General features: G+C 73.9%; 23 protein-coding genes and 1 tRNA gene. 8 read left to right on the top strand and 16 right to left on the bottom strand.

The window, feature by feature from the left end; genetic code table 11:
- Positions 1-3: 3 nt before the first annotated feature.
- The 8 genes from CRP30_RS14245 to CRP30_RS14210 all read right to left on the bottom strand — a co-directional run bounded on the left by CRP30_RS14245 (position 4) and on the right by CRP30_RS14210 (position 9,084).
- Positions 4-915, bottom strand: a complete 912-nt coding sequence (locus CRP30_RS14245) for a 4-(cytidine 5'-diphospho)-2-C-methyl-D-erythritol kinase (RefSeq protein WP_097184601.1) — start codon at positions 913-915, stop codon at positions 4-6.
- Positions 912-1,640, bottom strand: a complete 729-nt coding sequence (gene rsmA, locus CRP30_RS14240) for a 16S rRNA (adenine(1518)-N(6)/adenine(1519)-N(6))-dimethyltransferase RsmA (RefSeq protein WP_235003404.1) — start codon at positions 1,638-1,640, stop codon at positions 912-914. Before rsmA ends, CRP30_RS14245 begins: the two co-directional genes overlap by 4 nt.
- A gap of 148 nt (positions 1,641-1,788) precedes the next feature.
- Entirely contained in the window at positions 1,789-2,874 is a 1,086-nt protein-coding gene (locus CRP30_RS23065) for a resuscitation-promoting factor (protein ID WP_097184983.1), read from the bottom strand.
- A gap of 331 nt (positions 2,875-3,205) precedes the next feature.
- Positions 3,206-4,042 (bottom strand): hypothetical protein, encoded by an 837-nt coding sequence (locus CRP30_RS14230; RefSeq protein ID WP_097184599.1) that lies wholly within the window; start codon positions 4,040-4,042, stop codon positions 3,206-3,208.
- Positions 4,043-4,104: 62 nt separating this feature from the next.
- Positions 4,105-4,992 (bottom strand): TatD family hydrolase, encoded by an 888-nt coding sequence (locus tag CRP30_RS14225; protein WP_097184598.1) that lies wholly within the window; start codon positions 4,990-4,992, stop codon positions 4,105-4,107.
- Entirely contained in the window at positions 4,989-6,803 is a 1,815-nt protein-coding gene (gene metG, locus CRP30_RS14220; protein WP_097184597.1) for a methionine--tRNA ligase, read from the bottom strand. The genes CRP30_RS14225 and metG overlap by 4 nt, the downstream gene beginning before the upstream one ends.
- A gap of 38 nt (positions 6,804-6,841) precedes the next feature.
- The gene (locus CRP30_RS14215) at positions 6,842-7,501 is read right to left on the bottom strand and encodes a hypothetical protein (protein WP_097184596.1); all 660 of its coding nucleotides are present in this window, start codon (positions 7,499-7,501) and stop codon (positions 6,842-6,844) included.
- A gap of 74 nt (positions 7,502-7,575) precedes the next feature.
- A complete protein-coding gene (locus tag CRP30_RS14210; RefSeq protein ID WP_235003403.1) occupies positions 7,576-9,084 on the bottom strand; it encodes an amino acid permease in 1,509 nt (502 codons plus the stop codon).
- A 133-nt stretch (positions 9,085-9,217) separates the two neighbouring features.
- Between CRP30_RS14210 and corA the strand changes: the two genes are divergently transcribed.
- Complete coding sequence (gene corA / locus CRP30_RS14205; protein ID WP_097184594.1) at positions 9,218-10,327, top strand: magnesium/cobalt transporter CorA; 1,110 nt, start codon at positions 9,218-9,220, stop codon at positions 10,325-10,327.
- Between the two features lie 78 nt (positions 10,328-10,405).
- On the opposite strand, the gene CRP30_RS14200 is transcribed toward corA, so the two are convergent.
- Entirely contained in the window at positions 10,406-11,284 is an 879-nt protein-coding gene (locus CRP30_RS14200) for an endonuclease domain-containing protein (protein ID WP_097184593.1), read from the bottom strand.
- A 133-nt stretch (positions 11,285-11,417) separates the two neighbouring features.
- Entirely contained in the window at positions 11,418-12,257 is an 840-nt protein-coding gene (gene rsmI / locus CRP30_RS14195; RefSeq protein ID WP_097184592.1) for a 16S rRNA (cytidine(1402)-2'-O)-methyltransferase, read from the bottom strand.
- Between the two features lie 28 nt (positions 12,258-12,285).
- Between rsmI and CRP30_RS14190 the strand changes: the two genes are divergently transcribed.
- The gene (locus CRP30_RS14190; RefSeq protein ID WP_097184591.1) at positions 12,286-13,794 is read left to right on the top strand and encodes a dolichyl-phosphate-mannose--protein mannosyltransferase; all 1,509 of its coding nucleotides are present in this window, start codon (positions 12,286-12,288) and stop codon (positions 13,792-13,794) included.
- 47 nt (positions 13,795-13,841) lie between these two features.
- A complete protein-coding gene (locus CRP30_RS14185) occupies positions 13,842-14,636 on the top strand; it encodes an enoyl-CoA hydratase/isomerase family protein (RefSeq protein ID WP_097184590.1) in 795 nt (264 codons plus the stop codon).
- A 19-nt stretch (positions 14,637-14,655) separates the two neighbouring features.
- Here CRP30_RS14185 and CRP30_RS14180 read toward each other — a convergent pair whose 3' ends face one another.
- The 6 genes from CRP30_RS14180 to CRP30_RS14155 form a co-directional block, all read right to left on the bottom strand.
- Complete coding sequence (locus tag CRP30_RS14180; RefSeq protein WP_097184589.1) at positions 14,656-14,853, bottom strand: hypothetical protein; 198 nt, start codon at positions 14,851-14,853, stop codon at positions 14,656-14,658.
- 78 nt (positions 14,854-14,931) lie between these two features.
- A tRNA-Ala gene (locus tag CRP30_RS14175) sits at positions 14,932-15,005 on the bottom strand.
- Positions 15,006-15,081: 76 nt separating this feature from the next.
- Entirely contained in the window at positions 15,082-15,780 is a 699-nt protein-coding gene (locus tag CRP30_RS14170; RefSeq protein ID WP_235003402.1) for a SepX/GlpR family protein, read from the bottom strand.
- Positions 15,781-15,946: 166 nt separating this feature from the next.
- The gene (locus CRP30_RS14165; protein WP_097184587.1) at positions 15,947-16,552 is read right to left on the bottom strand and encodes a GNAT family N-acetyltransferase; all 606 of its coding nucleotides are present in this window, start codon (positions 16,550-16,552) and stop codon (positions 15,947-15,949) included.
- A gap of 13 nt (positions 16,553-16,565) precedes the next feature.
- Complete coding sequence (glp, locus tag CRP30_RS14160) at positions 16,566-18,017, bottom strand: molybdotransferase-like divisome protein Glp (RefSeq protein WP_200814749.1); 1,452 nt, start codon at positions 18,015-18,017, stop codon at positions 16,566-16,568.
- A gap of 29 nt (positions 18,018-18,046) precedes the next feature.
- A complete protein-coding gene (locus tag CRP30_RS14155; RefSeq protein ID WP_097184586.1) occupies positions 18,047-18,979 on the bottom strand; it encodes a UTP--glucose-1-phosphate uridylyltransferase in 933 nt (310 codons plus the stop codon).
- A 26-nt stretch (positions 18,980-19,005) separates the two neighbouring features.
- Between CRP30_RS14155 and CRP30_RS14150 the strand changes: the two genes are divergently transcribed.
- From CRP30_RS14150 to CRP30_RS14130, 5 genes are all read left to right on the top strand, one after another.
- Positions 19,006-19,599, top strand: coding sequence for a 5-formyltetrahydrofolate cyclo-ligase (locus tag CRP30_RS14150; protein ID WP_097184585.1), 594 nt, complete (start codon positions 19,006-19,008; stop codon positions 19,597-19,599).
- A 42-nt stretch (positions 19,600-19,641) separates the two neighbouring features.
- Positions 19,642-20,979 (top strand): SLC13 family permease, encoded by a 1,338-nt coding sequence (locus CRP30_RS14145; RefSeq protein WP_097184584.1) that lies wholly within the window; start codon positions 19,642-19,644, stop codon positions 20,977-20,979.
- Between the two features lie 85 nt (positions 20,980-21,064).
- Positions 21,065-22,243: a CaiB/BaiF CoA transferase family protein gene (locus CRP30_RS14140; RefSeq protein WP_097184583.1), complete on the top strand. Its 1,179-nt coding sequence runs from the start codon at positions 21,065-21,067 to the stop codon at positions 22,241-22,243.
- Positions 22,240-23,778 carry a carboxyl transferase domain-containing protein gene (locus CRP30_RS14135; RefSeq protein WP_097184582.1) on the top strand — a complete coding sequence of 513 codons (1,539 nt, stop codon included), beginning with the start codon at positions 22,240-22,242 and terminating at the stop codon, positions 23,776-23,778. Before CRP30_RS14140 ends, CRP30_RS14135 begins: the two co-directional genes overlap by 4 nt.
- 60 nt (positions 23,779-23,838) lie before the next feature.
- Positions 23,839-24,549, top strand: a complete 711-nt coding sequence (locus CRP30_RS14130; RefSeq protein WP_097184581.1) for an AAA family ATPase — start codon at positions 23,839-23,841, stop codon at positions 24,547-24,549.
- The last annotated feature ends 17 nt before the right edge of the window (positions 24,550-24,566 follow it).

Here is a 24,566-nt window from a genome sequence, read left to right as displayed (position 1 = left end):
GAGCTAGCCCACGAGGCGGGCGCCGGGCACGGGGCCGTGCACCGCCCGGACGGTCCGGAACACCCCGGCGCCGGCCAGCTCGCCGGCCAGCCGGAGAGCGTGGTGCTCGTCGACGGCCAGCGCCGCCACGGTGGGGCCGGAGCCGCTGACGAGGACCGCTGCCGCCCCCGCCTCCGTGGCGGTCCGGAGGGCCCGGCCGAGATCGGGCCGCAGCGCCACCGCCGGCGCCTGCAGGTCGTTGGCCACCACTCCGGCCAGCACGGCCGGAGGGCCGCTGCGCAGCGCGGCGAGGACCGGCTCGGCGGCCACCAGCTCGGCACCGTCCGGCACCCGGTCGGCCGCCCGTAGCCGGTCCAGCTCGCGGTAGACGGCGGGGGTGGAGAGCCCCTCCCCCGCGATGCCGAGGACCCAGTCCCAGCGCGTGCGGGACAGCACCGGCGTCACCTGCTCACCCCGGCCGGCGCCGAGGGCCACGCCCCCCACCAGGCTGAACGGCACGTCGCTGCCCAGCTGCGCAGCCAGGTCCAGCAGGTCGGCGCGGCTCGCCCCGGTTCCCCAGAGCCTGTCGAGGGCGACCAGGGCAGCCGCGGCATCGGCGCTGCCGCCGGCCAGGCCGGCCGCGGCGGGGATGGACTTGGCGATCTCCATGGTCGCGTCCGCGGCGACCCCGGCGGACCCCGCGAGGAGCTCGGCGGCCCGCCACACGAGGTTGGACCGGTCAGTAGGTACCGCCCCGCCCGCCCCCTCGCCGGTGACGGTCAGCGAGAGCCCCTCGCCCGGGCGGACCGTGACGGTGTCGAGCAGCGAGACGGCGAGGTAGACCGTCCGCAGCTCGTGGAAGCCGTCCTCGCGGAGCGGACCGACGCCCAGGTGCACGTTCACCTTCGCGGGCGCCTGGGCGACGACCGTCGTCACGCGTCCACCGGGTCGGTCGCGGCCAGCCGGGCGAAGTCGGTGACCGAGAGCTGCTCCCCGCGGAGCGCGGGATCGATGCCGGCCGCACGCAGCCGGGTCTCCGCCGCCGCGGGGCTCCCGGCCCAGCGGGCGAGCGCGGCCCGCAGGCTCTTGCGGCGCATGGCGAAGGCGGCGTCGACCGCGGCGAAGGTGGCCTGCCGGTCGCCGGGCGGCGGAGGGCGCCGGACCAGCGCCACGAGCCCGGAGTCGACGTTCGGCTCTGGCCAGAAGACCTTGCGGCCGACGGAGCCGGCGCGCCGCACCTCGCCGTACCAGGCGGCCTTCACCGACGGCACGCCGTACGCGGAGCCGCCCGGGGGCGCCGCCAGCCGCTCGGCGACCTCCGCCTGGACCAGGATCAGGGCCCGGTCGAGCGAGGGCAGCAGCTCCAGCAGGTTCAGCAGCACCGGCACGGCGACGTTGTACGGCAGGTTGGCGACCAGGGCGGTGGGCGGCGGTCCCGGGAGCTCCTGGACGCGCAGGGCGTCCGCGGTCACGACCGTCAGGCGGTGGGCCAGGTCGGGCCGGCGCTCGGCGACCGTGCGCGGCAGCAGGTCGGCCAGGCGGGTGTCGATCTCGACGGCGACGACCGACGCGGCGGCCGGCAGCAGCCCCAGGGTCAGGGAGCCGAGACCGGGCCCGACCTCGAGGACGACGTCGTCCGGGCGTACACCGGCGGTCCGCACGATCCGGCGGATGGTGTTCGCGTCGTGCAGGAAGTTCTGCCCGAGCGTCTTCGTGGGGCGCAGGTCGAGCTGCTGGGCCAGCTCGCGGATGACCGCGGGGCCCAGCAGCCCGTCCGGCGTCTCGGGAGGAGTGCTCAGCAGGAGCCGATCAGAGGAGACGGCCGCAGTGCGGCCACTGCCCGGCGCCGGCCCGGTTGTAGAGCAGCTGGGCGCGGTAGGTCTGCTCGTCGGGCGAGGCCTCGGAGGGCAGACCGGTACCGCCGACCGCCTGCCAGGTGGAGACGGAGAACTGGTACAGCCCGTGGTACCGGCCGGTGCCGCTCACCGCGGTCGGCCGCCCGCCGGACTCGCACTGGGCGAGTGCCGCCCAGTTCAGGCCGTCCGCCGCCGGGGAGTTGGCCGGCCGGGGCTTGGTACCCACCGTGACCAGCTCCGGGACCGGCTCGCGGCTGACGGTGGTGCTCAGGGTCTCGCGGGCGGTCTCGACGCCGTCGACGACGGTGACGCGCACCGTGGCCACCTGCTCGCCGGCCACACCCGGCTGGGTCACCGTCTTCTCGCCCTCGAGGGCGTTCGGGTCCTGGGTCTCCACGGTCTCGTGGGGCACCTCGGTGGTCTCGGTGACCTCGGAGACCTGCACGCGGAAGACCTGCAGGCGCATGCGGTTCAGCAGCCCCTGGCCCAGGTAGAGGCTCGTGCGGTCGCTCTCGCTCAGCGCGATGCCCTGCTCGGCCAGCAGGTCACCGGCGGTGGCGGCCGTCGTCGTCACGACGCGCTCCTGGCCGTCGCTGACCAGGACGATGTCCTTGGGGGTGGTGATCGTCAGCTGCATGCCGTCCAGCGGGAGGCGCTCGCTGCGGCTGGCGGACAGCACCAGGCCGTCCGCGCGGTAGCCGAGCTGTGCCAGGGCCTCGTCCACCGACAGCGCGGTGACGTAGAGCTCGCGGGAGACGCCGTCGACGGTGAGCTCGAGGGGCCGCGCCCGGTTGAGGACCACGGTGTCGCCGTCGGCGATCTCCTGTGCCGCAGCGGGGAGCAGCACGTCGTGCGCCGCGGGCTCGAGGCCCTCCTCGTCCAGGACCTCGGCCACCGTGCCGGCGTAGGTGCCGACGGTGCGGGCCTGCCCGTCGACGGTGAGCGTCACGGACTTCTGGGCGGCGACATAGGCCAGCGTGCCGCCGATCAGTCCCAGGAGGATGACGGCGAACAGGCTGAGCTGGAGAGAGCGGCGCACGAACACTTCCACGGGGGTTCCAGGAACCCGGGCAGGAGTTCGGGCCGGCAGCCGGTCGGGAGCGGGTGCGCCCTGCCGGTGGTTGCCGCCCGGGTCGAACTCCACCCCGGCTGTCGGTCACGACACGATAACGAACACGGTGCGTGTGGCAATGCTGCACGGGAAGTACAGCAGAGGAATTCAGGTGCAGCGGGTGGGCTCGCCGATACGCTCCGTGACGGCCGGGACGGAAGGTGCAGGTGAGCAGCCCGCGTGACCTGCGGGTGACCTACGGGTGACCGGTGAGCAAGCCCACAGCCGGAAAACGGCCCGGGCAGGGTTGAGCGCGGGCTCAGCGGGTGAGGGCCGGGGTGCTCGAGCGCACCGGCCGCAGCCAGGTCAGCAGGAAGCCCGCCACCGCGATGCCCGCGGCCAGCGCGGAGAAGCCACCCGCGACGAAGGCCACCGGAAGGAAGTCGTACCCCTTGCTCACCCGGTCGGGATCGATGCCCTCGCGCAGCAGCAGCGTGCCCAGCGGGAGCAGGGCGAGCACCGTCGTGGCCGCCGTGACGAGGTGCGCGGTCCAGGTGCGGAGCGCCTCGTCCACGGGCACGTCGGCCCCCTGCTCCGGCAGCGGGCGGACGACCGCCCGCAGGAGGGCCGCCTCCGCGAGCAGCCAGGCGGCAACGGGGACCACCAGTGCGGCCCAGCCCACCGCGTCGGACAGCTCCCCGGCCCGCCACTGCGGCACCGTCGCGACGACCTGGGCGGCGACGGTGACCCGCATGGTCCACACCAGCCAGTGCGAGATCAGCTCGCCCAGGCGGGGCCGCCGCGGCGGCGACGACATCTTCCAGCGGGGTCGCGGCCGGGTGGCCTCGGCGACGAGCACCCCGGCGACGAGCCCGACCAGGAGGATCGGCACCCAGAGGAAGACCGACGCCTCGGCCAGGACGACGACGCTGCCGACGATCCCCGCCAGGCCGACGAGGAGCCCGAGCAGGCGGACGCGCCGGCCGTACTGCGCCTGACGGAGCAGCGTGCGAGCGCCTTCCGCGGTCGGCTCGGCCAGCTCGACGCCACCCGCGGCGACGGCGCGGCGGCCGGCCGCCAGCCACCAGGCCCGGGCCAGGAGGACGCCCGGGACGAGCACGGCGATGAAGAGGAGTACGGCGATGAGGCGGCCCACGCGACCAGTGTCCCCCGGTTCCGGCGGCGTGGGGGGGCCCACCCGCTCCGGGACCGTCCTGGCTAGCCCCAGGAACCGAAGACGCGCTCCCCGGTGGCGGTCAGCCGGCGGCAGAGCTCCTCGAGGTCCGCGCCCGTGACCTCCGCCAGCGCCCGCACCGTGTGCGGCACCAGCCGGGAGGCGTTGGGCCGGCCCCGGTGCGGCATCGGTGTGAGGAAGGGCGAGTCGGTCTCGACGAGCAGCTGGTCGACCGGGGTGAGAGCGGCCGCCTCCCGCAGGTAGCCGGCGTTGCCGAACGTGAGGGTGCCGGCGAACGAGAGGACGAAGCCCCGCTCGACGCAGGCCCTCGCGAAGTCCGCGTCCCCGGAGAAGCAGTGGAAGACGGTGCGGTCGGGTGCACCCGCATCGTCGAGGACCCGCAGGATCTCCTCGTGCGCGTCCCGGTCGTGGATGATCAGCGCGATGCCGTGCCGCTTCGCGATCTCGATGTGCGCCCGGAACGACGACTCCTGCGCGGCCCATCCCTCGGGGCCGGTGCGGTAGCGATCCAGCCCCGTCTCCCCCACCGCGCGCACCCGGGGCAGCGCCGCCAGCCGGTCGATCTCGGCGAGGGCCGTGTCGTCGGCGGCACCGGCGCCCGCCTCGTTGGGGTGCAGCGCGACGGCGGCGAGGACGTTCGGATGGCGCTCGGCCAGCCGCGCCGACCAGCGGGACGACGGGACGTCCACCCCGACCTGCACCAGGCGGGTCACGTTGACCGCCGCCGCCGCGGCCACCTCGGCGTCGACGTCGTCGTCGGAGGCCCACTCCCCGTGCTCGTCCCCCGCCGGCCGCTCCCCCAGCACGATGTCCAGGTGGGTGTGGCTGTCCAGCGCCGGAGACGGCAGCGGTTCGGGGGACGGCGGGGGTTCGCCCCGGCGGTTGGCGCGGGCGCTCGCCGACCGGCTCACGCCCCGTTCCCCGAGGTGCCGCCCTCCTCCAGGCGGCGGATCTCCTCCTCGACGACGGACTCGTCCAGCTTGGTGAAGATCGGCTTCGGCGGCGCGAGCGGCGTGCCGGGCGCGGCCAGCGGCGTGGACGCCCAGACCGCCTGCCCCTGGTCGTAGGGCCCGGTGATGATCGGGTACGGCGACCCGTCGTCGAGGTCGGTGACCTCGTGGATCTCCGGCGCGACCGACCAGACCCCGGTGCCGCCGAGCAGCTCGTGCACCTGCTGCGCGGAGTGCGGGAGGAACGGCGTCAGCAGGGCGTTGCAGTCCTTGATCGCCTGCAGCGCGGTGTGCAGGACGGTGTCGCGGCGGGCCGGGTCCTCCTTGAGCTTCCACGGCGCCTGGTCCGACAGGTACTTGTTCGCCTCGGAGACCACCCGCATCGCCTCGCCGATGGCGGCCTTCTGCCGGTTGCGCGAGAGCAGGTCGCCGACTGCGGAGAAGGCGCCGGAGGTGGTGGCCAGCAGCGCGCGGTCGTCGTCGGTCAGGTCGCCCGGCGTCGGGACGGCACCGACGTTCTTCGCCGCCATGGACACCGACCGGTTCACCAGGTTGCCCCACCCCGCGACCAGCTCGTCGTTGTTGCGGCGGCGGAACTCCGACCAGGTGAAGTCGGTGTCCTGGTTCTCCGGCCCGGCGACGGCGATGAAGTAGCGCAGCGCGTCGGCGTCGTACCGCGCCAGGAAGTCCCGCACGTAGATGACCACCTGGCGGGAGGAGGAGAACTTGCGCCCCTCCATGGTGAGGAACTCGCTGGACACCACCTCGGTGGGCAGGTTGAGCCGGCCCAGGTCGCCCGGAGTCCCGCCCTTGTCGCCGTCGCCGTTGTAGCCCTGCAGCTGGGCGGGCCAGATCTCGGCGTGGAAGACGATGTTGTCCTTGCCCATGAAGTAGTAGGCGTCGGACTCCGGCGACTGCCACCACTGGCGCCACGCCTCGGGGTCGCCGGACCGGCGGGCCCACTCGATCGAGGCCGAGAGGTAGCCGACGACGGCGTCGAACCAGACGTAGATGCGCTTGTCCGGCCGGTCGCGCCAGCCGTCCAGCGGGATCGGCACGCCCCAGTCGATGTCGCGGCTGTAGCTGCGCGGCTTGAGGTCCTCGAGCAGGTTCGTCGCGAAGTTCAGGACGTTGGGGCGCCAGCCCTTGCGGGTGGCCAGCCAGTCGCCGAGCGACCGGGTGAAGGCCGGCAGGTCGAGGAAGTAGTGCTCGCTCTCGACGAACTTCGGCGTCTCACCGTTGATCTTGCTGACCGGGTTGATCAGGTCGGTGGGGTCGAGCTGGTTGCCGCAGTTGTCGCACTGGTCGCCGCGGGCCCCGTCGTAGCCGCAGATGGGGCAGGTGCCCTCGATGTAGCGGTCGGGCAGGGTGCGGCCGGTCGAGGGGCTGATCGCGCCGAGCGTCGTCTTCGGGAAGACGTACCCGTTCTTCAGCAGGCCGAGGAAGATCTCCTGGCTGACGGCGGCGTGGTTGGCCGTCGTCGTCCGGGTGAACAGGTCGTAGCTGAGCCCGAGGGACTGCAGGTCGCCCACGATGATCCGGTTGTTCCGGTCGGCGATCTCCCGGGGCGTGATGCCCTCGGCGTCGGCGGCGACCGTGATCGGGGTGCCGTGCTCGTCGGTCCCGCTGACCATGAGTACCTGGTCGCCGGCCATGCGGTGGTACCGGCTGAAGACGTCGGAGGGAACGCCGAACCCGGAGACGTGGCCGATGTGCCGCGGCCCGTTCGCGTAGGGCCATGCGACTGCGGTGAGGATGTGCCGATCTGTCACGGCCCGAGAGTAGTGAGGGTGGTCCACCCTCGTTCGCGTCAGTCCTGCGTGAAGACGGCGGACGCGGGGTCGTGGACGTCGCCGGGCGGCACCGGGGCGAGCACCGCGACGGAGAACAGCGCGAACCCGATGACGCCGAGGGTGACCGTGGCCAGCCCGCGGTGGGCCTGGACCGGGTCGGGGCGCCGCACCCGGGCCCGGGGGCCCTGGGCGATCCACGCACGCGCCGACGGGGCGCCGGCCAGGAGCAGCTTGCCCACCGGGACGGCGAGGGCCAGCAGGCCCAGCGCCGGCACCGGCAGCGAGGTGGGGTTCGCGAACGGGGTCACGGTCGCGAGGACCAGGAGGAGGGCGACGAGCGCCATCTCGGCGTAGGCGACGGCGGAGAGCAGGGAGCGCCCCGATCCGTCGACGAGGGCGGCGGCGCTCCCGGCGCAGAGCACGATCCAGGCGGCCAGGACGACGAGCCCGCCGGCGACGAGCCAGCCGGAGGTCGCGCCCGACGTCAGGACGCCGTCCAGACCGCCGAGGGCCATGGCCAGCAGGGCCACCGCCTCGACGACACCGACGACGGCGGCGCCCACGACGGCGACCGGGATCCGGCGGACGGCGGTCGACGTCGCGACGGTCGTCGCCGCGGGCACGCGGACGTGCTGCGGCGCGAACCCGTCGCGGCCCTCGAGGACGCTGATCGCCATACGGTCAGCTCGGCGCCTCCCGGCGGCCGCTGAAGGTGCTCGCGGTGGATCTCACCCGACCGGGTGAGGGCGCCTCAGGCCTTGCGTGCGGCGTTCGCCGCCGCGGCGTCCTCCCGGCCCCCGGGGGTGGTGAACCGGCTCTTGCGACGCCCGTAGAGGTAGTAGACGGCGATGCCGAGGGCCATCCAGACCAGGAACCGGAGCCAGGTCTCGCCGGGCAGGTTCAGCATCAGGTAGAGGCAGGCCAGCGTGGAGACGATCGGCAGCACCGGCATCAGCGGCACCCGGAAAGCGCGCGGCAGGTCCGGCCTGGTGCGGCGCAGCACGATGACGCCGATCGACACGAGGACGAAGGCGAAGAGCGTGCCGATGTTGACCAGGTTCGCCAGCTCCTCCAGCGGGACGACCGCGGCCAGGACGGCCACGAAGACACCGGTGGCGATGGTGATCTTGTAGGGGGTGCCGTACTTCGGGTGCACCGAGGCGAACGACGGTGGGAGCAGGTGGTCGCGGCTCATCGCGAAGAGCACCCGGGACTGTCCGAGCATCAGGATCATCACGACCGACGTCAGACCGGCCAGGGCGCCGACGGAGATGACGGTCGAGAAGAACGAGAGCCCCTCCGCTGAGAAGGCCTCGGCCAGGGGCGCCTCGGCGCTGAGGTCCGCGTAGTTCTGCATGCCGACGACGACCAGCGACACGGCGACGTAGAGCAGGGTGCAGATGGCCAGTGAGCCGATGATGCCGCGCGGCAGGTCCTTGCCGGGGTCCTTGGTCTCCTCGGCGGCGGTGGCGACGATGTCGAAGCCGATGAAGGCGAAGAAGACGACCGCCGCGCCCGCGATGACCCCGCCCCAGCCGAAGGTCCCCTGGTCGAAGCCGAACAGGGTCTGGATCAGCGGGGCGTCCCAGCCGCTGGCACCCGCCTCGGCCGGCTGGGCCGGCGGCACGAAGGGGGTGTAGTTGGCGGCCTTGACGTAGAAGATGCCGACGGCGATGACGAGCAGCACGATCGCCACCTTGATCGCCACGATGACCGAGGTGACCTGCGAGGAGAGCTTGATGCCGAGGACGAGCACGGTGGTCATCAGCGCGACGATGACCACCGCGGGGATGTTGAAGGTCGCCTCCTCGCCCGCGATCGACGTGGGCAGCGGGATGCCCAGGTCGTCGAGCAGCTGGTTGAGGTAGCCCGACCAGCCCACCGCGACCGTGGCCGCGCCCAGCGCCAGCTCGAGCACGAGGTCCCACCCGATGATCCAGGCGATCAGCTCGCCGAACGTCGCGTAGGAGAACGTGTAGGCCGAGCCCGCGACCGGCACCGTGGAGGCGAACTCGGCGTAGCAGAGGGCGGCCAGCCCGCAGACGACGCCGGCGATCACGAAGGAGATGGCGACGGCAGGCCCCGACTGGTCCCGCGCGACCACGCCGGTCAGCACGAAGATGCCGGTCCCGATGATGACGCCGACCCCGAAGACGGTCAGGTCGAGGCCCGAGAGGTGCCGCTTGAGCCGGTGGCCGGGCTCGTCGGTGTCGCGGATGGAGTCCTCGACGGACTTGATCCGGCGCGTTCCTGCCGCCACGGGGTACCTCCTCCGCGCCGGCGCCCGCCGGCTCCGCTGGTGTCCCGGCAGCGTCGCACGGGTCCGCGGGACCTGCATGCCTACGCTCTACCCGCCCGGGAGCACCCCGGGCCCGATCCCAGGAAGGTGGGCGATGAGCGACACCGACACGCCCCCGGACCTCCCGGTGGGCCCGCCTCCCGCCCGCGTCCCGACCCTGCGCCCGCGACCGGCCGGCGCACCGAAGTCGACGCCGGCCCGCCGCGAGGGCGAACCCGTCGTCGTGGACTGCGCCGTCTACGTCGACGGCCGGCGCCAGGCACCGGTTCCGGCCGAGGAGGCGCTGGAGAGCGCCGTCGCCCAGGGCGGCTTCGTCTGGCTGGGGCTGTACGAGCCCACCGAGGACGAGCTGACGTCGATCAGCGGGCGGTACGGGCTGCACCCGCTGGCCGTCGAGGACGCCGTGTACGCCCACCAGCGGCCCAAGCTCGAGCACTACGACGACGCCCTCTTCATGGTGCTCAAGACCGCGACCTACGTGGAGCACGAGCAGCTGACGGCGACCAGCGAGATCGTGGACACCGGCGAGGTGATGGTCTTCCTCGGCGCCAACTACGTGATCACCGTGCGGCACGGGTCCCACTCGGGCCTCACCGGCCTGCGGTCGCGGCTGGAGGAACAGCGCGACCTGCTGTGCCTCGGCCCGTCCGCCGTCCTCTACGCCGTCGCAGACCTCGTCGTCGACACCTTCGTCGAGGTCGCCGGGGCGGTCACCGACGACGTGGACGAGCTCGAGACGTCGGTGTTCAGCCCGGACCGGACCGACGACATCGGCCGGCTCTACCAGCTCAAGCGGGAGCTGATGTCGCTCCGGAAGGCGGTCGCACCGCTGGAGGTGCCGCTGCAGAAGCTGGCCGAGCGGCAGATCGACGTCGTCCCCGACGCGATGCGCTCCTACTTCCGCGACGTGCAGGACCACGCGATCCGGGTGCGCGACCAGGTGGGTGGGCTCGACGAGCTGCTGTCCTCGATCCTCCAGGCGTCGCTGGCCCGCTCGACGATGGCCGACAACCAGGACATGCGGAAGATCTCGGCCTACGCCGGCATCATCGCCGTCCCCACCGCCATCGCCGGGATCTACGGGATGAACTTCGAGTACATGCCCGAGCTGGAGTGGCGGTTCGGCTACCCGCTGGTACTGCTCGTCATCATCACCGCCTGCGTGCTGCTGTACCGCGGCTTCAAGCGCAACGGCTGGCTCTGACCCTCTCTCCGGCGCCCGGCCGGGCGAGAGTGCACTTCCCGGGCTCACGCGCCGGGTGAGAGCCCTTGTTCTGCACACTCATCGAGCGAGCTCTGCCGCGACCCGTCGAAGGAACCGGCTCGGGTCGCGCAAGTCCTCGGCAGTGACGAAGACGACCCGCCAACCGGCGGCCGTGAGCCGGTTGAGCCGGGCGCGGTCCTTGCCGAACTGCCCGGGTTCGGCGTGCCACAGGCCGTCGTACTCCAGCGCCACCCGATGTCCCGGCCAGGCGAAATCCACGAACGCCACGAACTGCCCGCCATCGGCGGTGACGCGGTACTGGGCGGTGGGATCCGGCAGGCCGCTCCGCTGCAGCAGGAGCCGTACCCGGGTCTCCTGCGGTGACTGGGCGAGCCCATCGGCCTGCCGGCAGGCCGCCCGCGCGCGAGCCGAACCCCGGCCACGGGCCTCCGCGGCGAGTGCGCGGATGCGCCCCAGGTCCGCACCGGCCACGTGGACCATCCGGTCGACGGCGATCACGGCGTCGTCATCCGGGAGCAGGCCGGCGAGGCGCACCGCCGTCGCCTCGGGGGAGGTCAGGGGAACGCCACGACGCCGCCTCCTGTGGCCGCGCGGGATCGCTGCCCTGCGCACGGTCAGCCCGGGTATGCGGGCCGGGTGCGATCCCGGCGGGACGGTGACCTCCACGTCGTCGTCCACCCCGGCGATGTCGCAGCCCCAGAGGACCGCCGCACTCCGTCCGGTCACCACCGCCAGAGGCAGCAGGACGGACGCGGCCGTGGCCCGGAGTGCGTGGTCCACCTCGACGTCCCGGTGCACGTAGACACCGCGGACGACCCGACGCCACGCGCTGCTCCGCAGGTTGTCGACGGTGAGGAGCCCCTCGTCGACGGCCCACCACCCGAGGAACGGCTCCCGAGTCAGCAGCTCGGCGGGCTGGACAGGCGTGCGCGGCATCCGGACACCGTGCCGGGCACGGGCGGGCGGCGCGCCGCCCGTCCACAGCCTCCGCGCGAAAGTGCACCTTCCGGGCCGTCGTCGGCCCGGTGAGCCCGCGACGTGCACTCTCGCGGACCACCCAGGCCGGGAGCTACGAACCCTTGGCGGCGACGACGGCGTCGTACACGGTCCGCCGGGGCAGCCCGGTGCGGACGACGACGGCGCGGATGGCGTCCTTGCGGGTGGCGCCGGCCGCCTCCTCCTCCGCCACCGCCGCCGCGAGCTGGGTCGCGTCCAGGTGCACCGGGGCGGCGACGGCGCCGGCGACCACCAGAGTGATCTCGCCCTTCACGCCCTCGGCCGCCCACTCCGCGAGCTCTGCCAGCGGACCCCGGCGGATCTCCTCGTAGGTCTTGGTCAGCTCCCGGCACACCGCCGCCTCGCGGGAGGCACCGAACGCGGCGGCGGCGTCGGCCAAGGCATCGGCCAGCCGGTGCGGGGACTCGAAGAACACCATCGTGCGGCGCTCGTCGGCCAGGGCGGCCAGGGCCGAGCGGCGTTCCCCACCCTTGCGCGGCAGGAACCCCTCGAAGCAGAACCGGTCGACGGGCAGCCCCGACACCGCCAGCGCCGTCGTCACCGCGGACGGGCCGGGCACCGAGGTGATCGGCACGCCCGCCTCGATCGCCGCCCGCACCAGCGTGTAGCCGGGGTCCGACACCGACGGCATGCCGGCGTCGGTGAGCAGCAGCACGGTCGCGCCCTCGGCCAGCGCCGTCATCAGCCCCGGCAGCCGCGCCTTCTCCACCGACTCGTGGAACGTCACCACCCGACCGGTGAACGTGACGCCGAGGTCGGAGGCGAGCCGGTGCAGCCGGCGGGTGTCCTCGACGGCGAGCACGTCCGCGGTGCCCATGACCTCGCGCAGGCGTGGCCCCACGTCGCCCGGCTGCCCGAGGGGCGCCCCGCCCAGCACCAACCGCCCGCTCACGGGACGAGCCTGTCACTAACCTGCAGGCATGGCGGTACTGGCCCCGGAGCGTGCGGACGCAGCACCGGGTCCCCGTCCCCCGGCCCGCCGCTGGGCGCCGCCCCGCCGGCGGAGGGACACCACCCCGCCCCTGCCCGGCGACGCGCGGCTGTCCTGGATCCTCACCGCGGTCCTGGGCGTGGCCACCCTCGCCGTGCGGCTCTGGGGCATCAACTACCCGAAGGACCGGCTCTTCGACGAGGCGTACTACCCGCCGGAGGCGCACGAGCTGCTGACCTGGGGCTTCGAGTACAACCGCGGGTACTCCTTCATCGTCCACCCGCCCCTCGGCAAGTGGCTGATCGCCGCCGGGGAGCAGCTGTTCGGCTACGACTCCTTCGGCTGGCGGTTCCCGTCGGCGGTCGCCGGGACCGTCGCGGTCGTCGTCCTCGTCCGGCTGGCGCGGCGGCTCACCGGATCGACGTTCCTCGGCCTCGTCGCCGGCCTCCTGCTCGCGCTCGACGGCCTCTCCTTCACGCTCTCGCGGATCGGCCTGCTCGACGTCTTCGTGCAGGTCTTCGTCCTCTCTGCCGTCGCGTGCCTCGTGGTCGACCGCGACCGGGTGCGGGCGCGGGTCCGCGCGATGGGCGTCCCGGCGCGGATCGGCCCACGGGGCTGGCGGATCGCAGCCGGGTTCCTGTTCGGCTGCGCCTGCGCGGTCAAGTGGAGCGGCGTCTGGTTCCTCGCCTTCTTCGCGATCCTGAGCCTGTTCTGGGACCGCGCAGCCTGGCGGGAGCACGACGTCCCCAGTCCCACCCGGACGACGATCCGCCGCGGGCTCCCCGGCGCGGTGTGGGCGCTGGGAGCGGTCCCGGTGCTCACCTACCTGGCCTCGTTCACCGGCTGGTTCCTGGGCGAGACCTCGCAGGGAAAGGCGTGGGCCCAGCAGAACGCCGACACCGCGTTCCCCTGGATCCCCGACGCCCTCCGCTCGCTCTGGCACGAGCACGCCCAGTGGCTGGAGTTCCACAACGGCCTGTCCTCGCCGCACCCCTGGGAGTCGGGGCCGTGGTCGTGGCTGGTGAACGGGCGGCCCATCCTGCTCTGGAACCCGCAGGGGCTGACGGACTCGGCGGGCGACCAGGTGATCCGCTACATCCTGATGGTCGGCACGCCGACGCTGTGGTTCGCCTTCGCGCCGGCGCTCCTGTGGCTCGGCTGGCGGCTGGTCGCCCGCCGGGACCCCTCGTCGGTGCCGGTCGCGGTCGGCATCGCGGCGGGCTGGCTGACCTGGTTCCTCAACCCCGAGCGCACCATGTTCATCTTCTACATGGCGCCGGCGCTGCCCTTCTTCGTCCTGGCCGTCGTGCTGGCCCTGCAGGACGTCCTGGGCCGCCGCCACCCGGACCCGCTGCGCCGGCAGATCGGCCTGGGCGCCGTGTGCCTGTACGTGGCGCTGGTGGCGGCCACGTTCGTCTTCTTCCACCCGGTGCTCACCGGCAGCCCGCTCTCGCACAGCGAGTGGCTGCTGCGGATGTGGTTCCCCTCCTGGTTCTGACCTCCCGGCCCTACGGTGACCTGACCAGCCGCCACGGAGGGACGACGATGACCGCCGCACAGGACCGCCCCGCCGTGCTCACCGAGGTCGACGGTGACGTCTGGCGGATCACCCTCGACAACCCGGACACCGGCAACGCGCTGACCCCGCAGCTGGCGTCGGAGCTCGCCGCCGCCTTCGCCGGCCGGCCGGACGGCACCCGCGTCGTCCTCCTCACGGCCAACGGCCCCCGGTTCTGCGTGGGCGGTGACGTGCGGTCGTTCGCGGACGCAGCGGACCCGGGCACCTTCGTCGGCCGGCTCGCCCACGACTGGCACGAGGTCATCCGGGCGGTGCTCTACTGCCCGGTGCCCGTGGTCGCCGGCGTCCACGGGGCGGTCGCCGGGGCGGGGGTCGGGCTGGTCGGCGCCTGCGACGTCGTCATCTGCGCCCGGACGACGAAGATCCGGCCCGCGTACGGCGCGATCGGGTTCTCCCCGGACGGCGGCACCTCCTGGGCGCTCACCCGCTCGCTCGGCGCCCCGCGCGCGCTGGACCTCATGCTCACCAACGGTTCGCTGACCGCCGCCGAGGCGCACCTCACCGGGCTGGTGGCGCGACTGGTCGAGGACGAGGACCTGCGGCGCACCACCGAGCAGGTCGCCCGGGAGATCGCGGACGGGCCGATCCGCGCCATGGTCCGCACGCGTGCCCTGGTCCGCCGCGCGGCCACCCGCACGCTCGAGGAGCAGCTGGACGACGAGGCCCAGCTGGTCGCGGAGTCGGCGGCCGACCCCGAGGGTCGCGAGGGCGTGCGGGCGTTCGTCGAGAAGCGGGCGCCGGACTTCCGCAACGCGAGGTGAGGGTCGGCGCCCGGTGGGGTCAGCGCCCGCGGCGCGTGAGGGAGAGCGCGCCCACGGCGAGGGCGACCACGACGACCGCGAGGACGACGAGTCCGGCGCCGCCCCAGACGCCCGCGATCCCCTCGGCGAGGAACCACAGCCCGATGGCCGCGACGACGGCCCGGGCGATCCAGCGCAACCGCACCGCACGCGCGTCGTCGGGGGCGGGCTCGGTCACGTCGTCTCTCCTCCGGACGGCGAACGCCGCCGGGGCGGTGGGCCCCGACGGCGTCGGCTGGTTCGTGCTGTGAAGGTGTGGAGCTGAGGGGAGTTGAACCCCTGACCCCCTCGATGCGAACGAGGTGCGCTACCGGACTGCGCCACAGCCCCTTCGCGAGCGACTTTACCGTCCCGGCCCTCCGGCGCCACCACCGGGGCGGCACCGGTGAGCCGAGGCGGTAAAGCCTTACGCGTTCGCCACGCGGCGCGGCTGGTACTCGTCGATGTCGGCGAAACCGATGTCGTCGTCGTCCAGCCCGACCACCGCGCTGTGCTGCCACCCGGCCGGGGCCGGGGTACGGGCCACCACGCGCCGACCCATCGGGAAGGAGTGCACCGGCGCCAGCGGCACGCTCGGGTGCGGCAGGTCCTGCTGGGCCATCGTGTCGAGGTGCGGGGCCTCGTGGTGCTCGACGTCGCGCTGCACCGGCACCGGCACCGGCTTCGACGCCTGGGTGCGCATCGCGGCACGGGCCGCCGCACGGGAGGCGCGGCGGGCGGCGAGCCGCTCGCGACGGGCCACCTTGCGCAGCACCAGCACGTAGCCGACGACGGCGGCGTCGAACAGACCCTGCGCCACCCACAGCCACGGGCTGACGACGAGGGCAGCCACCAGGGTCACGGCGGCGAGGGCCACCAGACCCCCGAGGGTGCGACGCCGGAGGGCGTGCACGTCCACCTGCAGCTCACCGCTGGTGCGCAGCAGGTCGCGGTCGATCGCCACTCGCTCGGTGTCGGCGTGGACGACGGGGTCCACGGTCCGGCGGCGCTGAAGCGTCCGACCGGAGTCAGCCAGCCCCACCTGGCCGGTGGATGCGTCGCCACGGGTCACCACCATGGGCACCAGTACGACGAACCACAGCACGACCAGAGCGGCCAAGAGCACGCCCGATCCCATCAGAACACCACCTGTCACATGAGTCACTCGCGGTGGCGAGGTTAAGCAGGCCGGACGCCCCGACGAGGGAGGCGCGCGGTGTGTCGCCGATCGAGTTCTGTGGCCGGTGTGACGACTGGGGCGTGTCTCCCCCGCGTTCCGTCGACCGGCACGCTCAGCCTGGTATGCGACTGCGCCAGTGGGCGAGCACGCCGCCCGGCAGATCCTCGGCCAGCAGCGCGTAGGCGAGGTGGTCGCGCCAGTCGCCGTCGATGTCGAGATAGCGGCGCAGCAGCCCCTCGCGCTGGAACCCCAGCCGTGCCACGAGCCGCTGGCTGGGCAGGTTCTCCGGCCGGATGTCGGCCTCCACGCGGTGCAGGCCGACCTGCCCGAAGGCGTGGTCGCAGACGAGGGCGACGGCCAGCGACGCCATCCCGCGCCCGGCGACCGACCGGTCGATCCAGTAGCCGAGGTACCCCGACCGCAGCGCTCCCCGGACGATGTTGTCCAGCGTCACCTGCCCGGCCAGGCGGCCGTCGACCCGGATGGCGAACGGGAGCGACGTGCCCTGCCGGGCCCGGCGGGCGACGGCCCCGCGCATGGCCCGGTACGCGGCCGGCGTGTGGCGCTCGCCCCACGGCATGCCGCCCGAGGGCTCCCAGGGGCTGAGCCAGTCCTGGTTGGCCAGCCGGAGCCGGCTCCACTCCCCCGCGTCCCGGCGCCGCAGCGGGTGCAGCTCGACCGGGCCCGAGGCCAGCCGCGCCGGCCAGCCGGGGTGCATCTGGGGGTCCAGCTCAGCCCCCGAGGAGCAGCGGCATGACGGTGACCAGCCCGCCCTCGGCGACCTCCGTGACGTCCTCGTCCACCACGATCAGGCAGTTCGCCCGTGCCATGCGCGCGAGCAGCGCCTCGGTGCCGTCGCCCACCGGCTCGACGACGTACCCGCCGTCGGGGTGACGCATGACGGTGCCGTGCAGGTACTGGCGGTAGCCCAGCGGGGAGACCAGCTGCTGGCCGGCGACGGCCTGCACGGTGCGGCGGAAGAGCTGCCGCTTGCCGAGCATCAGGCGGATGGCCGGCCGGACGAACACCTCGAAGGCCACCAGGGCGGCCACCGGCTCACCGGGGATGCAGATGACCGGGATCTCGTCGCGCCCCAGCCGGCCGAAGGCCTGGGCGGGACCGGGGTGCATCGTCACCTGACGGGTGCGCATGTCGCCGAGCTCGGCGAGCGCCTCCTGCACCAGGTCGAAGCCGCCGCTGGCGAAGGTCCCGGCGATGAGCACCAGGTCGCTGCGCAGCAACTGGCTCTCCAGCACCTCGCGCAACCGGCGCGGGTCCGACGGCAGGATCCCCGACCGGTAGGCCTCCGCCCCGGCGTCGCGGGCGGCCGCGGCCAGCGCGTAGCTGTTGACGTCGACGACCTGCCCGGGCGCCGGGACGGTGCCGACGTCGACGAGCTCGGTGCCTGCGCAGAGCACCGCGATGCGGGGACGCGGGCGGACCAGGACGCGCTCGCGCCCGACGGCGGCGAGGAGGCTGATCTGGGCGGGCCCGATGGGTGTGCCCACCTGCACCGCCGGGTCGCCGGGTGCGACGTCGTCCCCGGCGCGGCGGACGTAGCCGCCCGCCGGCGGTCCGGCGTGCACGGCGACGCGCACCGTCCCCTGGTCGGTCCAGACGGCCGGGACGACGACGTCGGCCCCGGTCGGCAGCATCGCTCCGGCGGCCACCTTGAGCGCGAGGCCCGGGCCGATCGAGGACGGCGCACCGGCCCCCGCGACGCTCTCACCCACGACGGCGAGTTCGACCGGCGCCTGCGGGAGCGCGGCCTCGACGTCCTCGGCGCGGGCGGCGTAGCCGTCCAGGGCCGCCTGGTCGAAGGCCGGCAGGGCACGCTGGCTGGTGACCTCCTCGGCGCAGAGGAGCCCCTGGGCGTCGAGGACGGCGAGCTCGATCGGGTGCGGCTGCGGCACCGCGGCGAGGATCTCGTCGAGGTGCCGCTCCACCGTGCAGATCCGGTCCAGCGGGACGGACTCGGTGGCCGGCAGCGGGATCGGGCCGTCGACGACGGTTCGCGGCGTGGGCACGGGCCGGCTCGGGGAGGGGGTCACGACCCGGGCACCCGGCATCGCGACCGGGGCGCTCGCGCGCGGCGGCGCCATCGGCATGTCGACCTGGGCGGTGTCCCGGTACCCCCCGTACGCCCCGCCCGTGCCGTTCCCGCCGTCGTCCAGACCACTCATTCCCCCGATGGTGCCCTTGTCCCGGCCAGTCAGGACGGCGACGCGCCCTCCGCGGGCAGGTCGGCGACGAACTCGTGCAGCCAGGAACGCAGCGGCGGACCCAGGTCGTCGCGCTCGCTGGCCAGCCGGATGACCGCCTTCAGGTAGTCCAGCCGGTCCCCGGTGTCGTAGCGGCGGCCGCTGAACACGACACCGTGCACGGGCTCGCCGCGCTCGACGAGGGTGGCCAGGGCGTCGGTCAGCTGGATCTCTCCGCCGCGGCCGGGCGGGGTGTCCCGCAGCACGTCGAAGACGGTGGGCGAGAGCACGTACCGGCCGATGATCGCGAGGCTGCTCGGGGCCTCGTCGACCGGGGGCTTCTCGACGAGGCCGGTCACGCGGACCACCTCGTCGCCGTCGACGACCGGGTGGTCGCCGGGCTCGATCGCGACGGCGCCGTACTTGTCGATGTTCTCCCGGCCCACGTCGAGCAGTGCGATCACCGATCCGCCGTGCTCGGCCTGGACGGCGAGCATGTGCTCGAGCAGGTGGTCGCGGGCGTCGATGAGGTCGTCACCGAGCAGCACCGCGAACGGCTCGTCACCGACGAACGCCGACGCCTGCAGCACCGCGTGCCCCAGCCCCTTCGCCTCGCCCTGGCGGACGAAGTGCACGTGCGCGAGCTCGGTGGAGGCGTGCACCGCCGCCAGCCGGTCGGCATCGCCCTTCTTCTCCAGGGCCGCCTCGAGCTCGGGGGTGCGGTCGAAGAAGTCCTCGATCGCGGCCTTGTTGCGGCCGGTGACCATCAGCACCTCGGGCAGCCCGGCACGGGCAGCCTCCTCGACGATGTACTCGAGTGCCGGGCGGTCGACGACGGGCAGCAGCTCCTTGGGCACCGCCTTGGTGGCGGGCAGGAAGCGCGTGCCCATCCCTGCGACGGGGATGACGGCCTTGCGCGCCGGGCGGGCAGCGGGGCTGGACATGTCGGCAGCCTAGCTAGCCTCCAGGAGTGACCCTCCTGCCTGATGTGGGCGCCGCGAAGTCGGCGCTGCGCGCCGACGTGCTCGCCCGCCGGCGGGCCCGGCCGGCCGTCGAGCGGGACCGGGCCGCAGCGGCCGTTGCCGCGGCACTGCTGCGCGGGCTCGCCGGCTGCCGCACCTTCGCCGCCTACGTGCCCGAGCCCGAGGAGCCCGGCCACGGCCGGGTCCCCGCGGCGTTCACCCAGCTGGGCGCACGGGTCCTCCTCCCGGTGGTGCCGGTGGAGGGCACCGACCTCGCGTGGGCCGTGGACACCGGCCGCCTGGCCCCGGGGCGGTCAGGCGTGCTCGAACCGCTCGGTCCCCGGCTGGGTCCCACGGCCATCGGCACGGCCGACGTCGTGGTCGTCCCGGCGCTGGCCGTAGGGCGGAACGGCACCCGGCTGGGCCGCGGTGGCGGCTACTACGACCGGGCGCTGCGGTACGTCCGCGAGGACGCCGTCCTGGTCGCGGTCGTCTTCGACGACGAACTGGTCGACGCACTGCCCGTCGAGCCGCACGACCGCGCGGTCTCGGCGGTGGTCACCCCGTCCGGCGGCTGGCAGGCGCTACCCGCCGGTAGTTGATCCACTGGGCGACACGCATCCCCGCACGTCGGAGGAGGGACCGTGTCCCCTGAGATCGTCTCGATCCTCGCGCTCGTCGTCATCTTCGCGATCGCGACGTTCCTGCCGATCAACATGGGCGCGCTCGCGTTCGTCGCGGCCTTCCTCGTGGGGACGCTGTCGGTCGGGCTGAGCACCGACGACATCATCGCCGGCTTCCCCGCGGAACTGGTGCTGACGCTGATCGGGGTCACGTACCTGTTCGCGATCGCGCAGAACAACGGGACCGTGGACCTGCTCGTCCGCGGCGCGGTGCGGCTCGTCGGCGGCCATGTCGCGGCCATCCCCTGGATCATGTTCTTCGTCACCGGCCTCCTGACCGGCATCGGGGCGCTGTCACCGGCGGCGGTCGCGATCATCGCGCCGATCGCGCTCACGTTCGCCGCGCGGCACGGGATCAGCCCGCTGCTCATGGGCATGATGGTCATCCACGGCGCGCAGGGTGGCGGCTTCTCCCCGATCAGCGTCTACGGCGTCACCGTCAACACGATCGTGGAGGACGAGGGCCTGCCGAGCAGCCCCCTCGCCGTCTTCCTGGGTGCCCTGCTCTTCAACCTGGCGATCGCGGTGGTGCTCTTCTTCGCCCTCGGCGGCCGCCGGCTCATCGGGCGCAAGGTGGCGGCCGAGCCGGTGCCGCACACCGAGCACGCGCACGGCACCGTCGTCCGCGGGCACGGCGCGGCTCCCGGGCCGGCCGTCGGCGGGGACGACGACGAGCACATGCACCCCGACGTCGCCCGGCCGGTGACGTTCGAGCAGATCCTCACGCTCGTCGGTCTGGTCGTCGTCGCGGTCTTGGCACTGGCCTTCGACCTCGACATCGGCTTCGTCTCCATCACCGTCGCCGTCGTCCTGGCCCTGTTCTCCGCGCAGAAGCACAAGGGAGCCGTCACCCAGATCAGCTGGAGCACGATCCTGCTCATCGCCGGCGTGCTGACCTTCGTCTTCGTGCTGCAGGAGGCGGGCACGATCGACTACGTCGGCGATGCGGTGATCGGGCTCGGTGTGCCGCTGCTGATCGCCCTGCTGCTCTGCTACATCGGAGGCGTGGTGTCGGCCTTCGCGTCGTCGACCGCGATCATCGGGGTCGCCATCCTGCTCGCGGTGCCGTTCCTGGAGTCCGGGGACATCAGCGCCGTGGGGGTGATCGTGGCCCTGTCGGTGTCCTCGACGATCGTCGACGTGAGCCCGTTCTCGACCAACGGCGCCCTGGTGCTGGCCAACGCGCAGGACGTCGACCGCGACCGCTTCTACAAGCAGATCCTGGCCTACTCGGGGATCGTCGTGGCCATAGGACCGCTTCTCGCCTGGCTGGTGTTCGCCGTCCCCGGCTGGCTGTGAGGGGCGCTGGCCACAGATAGTTCAGCGCTGAGACACTTTGCCGGTCCGCCGCCCGACCCGGCGGCGTGGAGCGAGGGAGACTGCGATGTCCGGACCTCTCGACGGCGTGCTCGTCGTCGACCTGACGCGGGCGCTCGCCGGGCCCCATGCGGCGATGATGCTCGGGGACCTCGGCGCCCGGGTGATCAAGGTCGAGAGCCCCGGCAGCGGTGACGACACCCGCGGCTGGGGCCCACCGTTCGTCCAGCCCGAGCAGGGCGACCGGGAGTCGACGTACTTCCTGTCGACGAACAAGAACAAGGAGTCGATCACCCTCGACCTCAAGGCCGAGGACGACAAGAAGGTGCTCACCGAGCTCCTCCGCCGGGCCGACGTGCTGATGGAGAACTTCCGCCCGGGCACGCTCGCCCGGCTCGGGTTCGGCACCGACGTCCTGGCCGAGCTCAACCCGCGCCTGGTGACGCTGGCCATCAGCGGCTTCGGCCACGACGGCCCCGAGGGCGGCCGCGCCGGCTACGACCAGATCGCGCAGGGCGAGGGCGGCCTCATGTCCTTGACCGGCTCCGGGCCGGAGGACCCGCAGCGCGTCGGCGTGCCCATCGGCGACCTGCTGGCCGGCATGTACGGCGCCTACGGCGTGCTGGCCGCGCTCATGGAACGCGAGCGCACCGGCCGTGGCCAGGTCGTGCGCACCTCGCTGCTGGCCGCGATCGTCGGCGTGCACGCCTTCCAGGGGACGGCGTGGACGGTGGCCGGGAAGGTCGGGCACGCGCAGGGCAACCACCACCCCTCGATCGCCCCGTACGGCCTGTTCCACTGCCAGGGCGGCAGCGTCCAGCTCTCCTGCGGCTCCGAGGGGCTGTGGCGCAAGCTCTGCGCCGAGTTCGGCTTCGACCCGGAGGCGCCGGGCATGGCGACCAACGGCGAGCGGGTGGACAACCGGCAGCAGGTGATCGCCCTGCTCGAGGAGGCGTTCGCCGGGATCGCCCCGGAGGACCTGCTCGCCCGGCTCGCCGCCGCGGGCATCCCGGCGGGCAAGGTGCGCTCCGTCGACGAGGTCTACGGGTGGGACCAGACGCTCTCCCAGGGCCTGCTGGTCGACGTCGAGCACGCCACCCTGGGCTCGCTGCAGCTGCCCGGACCTCCGCTGCGGTTCTTCACCCCCGGTCCCGACGGCGAGACCGAGACGACCCGCCGCGACCACACCGCTCCCCCGGTCCTCGGCGCCGACGGCGACGCGATCCGCGCCTGGCTCCGGTCGTGACCGACCGGCCGGCCCGCCTCGACGCGCGGTCGCTGCGGGACCTCGTCCTCGACGCCGGCTCCTGGGTGTCCTGGGACGCGCCCGTGGTCCGCCCGTCGGTGTCGGCGGAGTACGCCCGCGAGCTGGCGGCCGCGGCGGAGAAGTCGCGGCAGGACGAGTCGATCATCACCGGCGAGGGCCGGCTGCGCGGCCGGCGGGTGGCCGTCGTCGCCGGCGAGTTCGGCTTCCTCGCCGGTTCCATCGGCGTCGCGGCGGCCGAGCGGCTCATCGCCGCCGTCGAGCGGGCCACGGACGAGGGCCTGCCCCTGCTGGCCGCGCCGGTCTCCGGCGGGACCCGCATGCAGGAGGGGACCGTCGCCTTCCTGCAGATGATCGGCATCACCGCGGCCATCGCGCGGCACAAGGAGGCCGGGCTCCCCTACCTGGTCTACCTGCGGAACCCCACCTTCGGCGGCGTGCTCGCCTCGTGGGGGTCGCTCGGGCACGTCACCATCGCCGAGCCCGGGGCCTCCATCGGCTTCCTCGGTCCTCGGGTCTACCAGGCGCTGTACGGCGAGCCGTTCCCCGAGGGCGTGCAGACCGCCGAGCACCTCGCCGAGCGCGGGCTCATCGACGCCGTCGTCCCGCACGACGAGGTCGCCGACCTCGCCGACCGGGCGCTGCGCGTGCTCGCCGCCCGGCAGACCTGGCACACCGACGTCCGGGGCGCCGAGCGCCCGACCCCCGAGGACGGCACGGACGCCGACGACCCCGAGGACCACCGCAGCGCCTGGGACGTCGTGACGGCGTCCCGGCGCGAGGACCGGCCGGGTGTGCGCCGGCTGCTGCGGACGGCGGCCACCGACGTGGTCGGCCTGTCGGGGACGGGGGCCGGGGAGAAGGACCCGGGCCTGCTGCTCGCGCTCGCCCGGTTCGGCGGCGCGCCCTGCGTGGTGCTGGGCCAGGACCGGCGGGGTCAGAGCATGTCCGCGCCGCTCGGCCCGGCCGCGTTGCGCGAGGCCCGGCGCGGCATGCACCTGGCCGAGGAGCTGCGCCTGCCGCTGGTCACGCTCATCGACACCCCCGGGGCGGCGCTGTCCCGGGAGGCGGAGGAGGGCGGGCTGGCCGGGGAGATCGCCCGCTGCCTGCACGACCTGGTCGTCCTGAAGGCGCCGACGCTGGCGGTGCTGCTCGGTCAGGGCACCGGCGGCGGGGCGCTGGCGCTGGTGCCGGCCGACCGCGTGCTGGCCGCGGCCAACGGCTGGCTCGGACCGCTGCCGCCGGAGGGCGCGAGCGCGATCGTGCACCGCGACGTCGAGCACGCCGGGGAGATGGCGGCGGCGCAGGGCGTCCGGGCGACCGACCTCTGGCGGGCCGGGATCGTCGACCGGGTGGTGCCCGAGCGACCGGACGCCGCGGACGAGCCGAACGAGTTCTGCCAGCGGCTGGGCCGGGTGCTGGGCGAGGAGCTGGCCGGGCTGCTGGGCCGCGACGACACCGAGCGCTTCCGCAGCCGGCTGCACCGCTACCGCCACCTGGGCCGCCAGCCGTCCTAGCCGTCGGCCAACCGTCACAGCCGTCGGCCAACCGTCACAGCCGTCGGCCAGGATCGGCGCATGGATCGTCAGACCGTGCGCCGGTTCCGGCCGGATCCCGGCGCCCCTCCCCCGGACCCCGGGGCCTGGCCGGCCGTCGTCCCGTCGATCGCGCAGATCCTCCGCGAGGGGCTGTCGCTGGGTCCGGGGGCGACCGTGCTCGTCGGCGAGAACGGGTCCGGGAAGTCGACGGTCCTGGAGGTGCTCGCGTCGGCCCTCGGCATCAACGCCGAGGGCGGCTCGCGCAACACCCGCATGGTCACGCGGCCGAGCGAGCCGGGCTCCCTCGACCTGATCGTGGAACGCTCACCGGGCGCGGACCGGTGGGCGTACTTCCTGCGCGACGAGACGCTGCACGGCCTCTACAGCTACCTGGAATCCACCAACGGGCCCGACCCGCTCTTCCACGAGATGTCGCACGGGGAGGGCTTCCTCGCGCTGCTCGGCAGCCGGGCACATGGCGGCGGCTTCTACCTGCTCGACGAGCCCGATGCGGCGCTCTCGTTCACGGGCACGCTCTCGCTGGTCGCCACCCTCGGCGACCTCGTCCGGAGCGGCGCGCAGGTCGTCGTCGCCACCCACTCGCCGGTGCTGGCGGCGCTCCCGGGCGCGCGACTGCTGGAGGTCGGCCCCTGGGGCCTGCGGGAGGCGGAGTGGGCGGACCTGGAGCTCACCGCGAGCTGGCGGCAGTTCCTCGGCGACCCGCAGTCGTTCCTGCGCCACCTGACCTAGGGATGGCCCGAGCCACG

The organism is Blastococcus haudaquaticus, assembly GCF_900230285.1.
Classification (GTDB): domain Bacteria; phylum Actinomycetota; class Actinomycetes; order Mycobacteriales; family Geodermatophilaceae; genus Blastococcus_B; species Blastococcus_B haudaquaticus.
Note: the sequence above shows the minus strand (reverse complement) of the source record. Positions and strands in the feature narration are given on the sequence as shown.